Raw genomic sequence first — 956 nt, 5'->3', positions numbered from 1 at the left:
AACGAAGCGACTTAATTAAATTGATTATTAAAGACAATGCCAGTGCAATATTATTGGGCGTACTGCTGAGTGTTGGCGTGTTGTCTCTATTAACCATTGGTTTTAGTGAACAGGTAAATCACTACATCACCTTACAGTTACTCCCGGTATTTATAGTGACATCGGCGATGACCAGCATGTTGTCGTTATTTGCCTGCTACTTTCCTTTGCGTCAATACATCAATAAACCTGTGATCCATGCTTTAAAGGGAAGCGAATAATGAATCTATTTATCTACCAATTGAAACAAGCGTTCTTAGGCTTAAAGAAAAAACCGGCTTTTGTCTTTAGTGTTGTTTCAACCATGGGAATTACCTTAGGTGCTTTGTTGTGCGTGGTTACACTTGCGTATGTGATGTTAATAAAGCCGCTACCATACCCTGAACAAGAGCGATTGTTTTTAGTCGAATCGACGGTCGTAGATAAAGATCAAAAGAAAATATTTAGCGCTTTTAATTATCGCTCATTAGTAAACTTGTATCGTAAACAAACCAGTTTCGAAAGTGCTGCTTTATTAGCATATGGAAAGAATGTGCTTGTTTCACAACCTTCACAACCGCAAGTAATAACCACTTATGTCACACCAGAAACATTTGAATTATTGAATATTCCCATGGTTATTGGCCGTTCATTTGGCATTGATGAACAGCTTGATAGTTATAACCCCGTGGCTATTTTAAGTTATGACACTTGGCAAAACGAGTTTGCTGGTAGTATTGATATTCTTGATGAAAAACTCGTTGTAGACAATGTAAGCTTTAGTATTATCGGTGTGGTGGCTGAGCGATTTGTCGAACCCAAAACTTATTATATAAAGCACCCGTTAACCGATGTTTGGTTCCCATGGGATTATAACTATATCAGTGCTGAACGCAGAAAAGAAACCGGTTCAATGTCACTTGATACTATGTTTTTAG

At 37.7% G+C, this 956-nt stretch carries 1 protein-coding gene and 1 pseudogene; both read left to right on the top strand.

What is annotated here, in order from left to right; translation table 11 throughout:
* Positions 1-260, top strand: a pseudogene (locus H4J67_RS19920) (hypothetical protein); the annotation flags it as partial.
* The coding region (locus H4J67_RS19915; protein ID WP_182204890.1) for an ABC transporter permease at positions 260-956 on the top strand (697 nt) is incomplete at its 3' end. The pseudogene H4J67_RS19920 and the gene H4J67_RS19915, both read left to right, overlap by 1 nt.

The sequence above is a fragment of the Colwellia sp. BRX10-4 genome (genome assembly GCF_014077465.1).
GTDB lineage: Bacteria > Pseudomonadota > Gammaproteobacteria > Enterobacterales > Alteromonadaceae > Colwellia_A.
The sequence above is the reverse complement of the archived record's forward strand: the minus strand, read 5'-3'. Positions and strand labels throughout refer to the sequence as shown.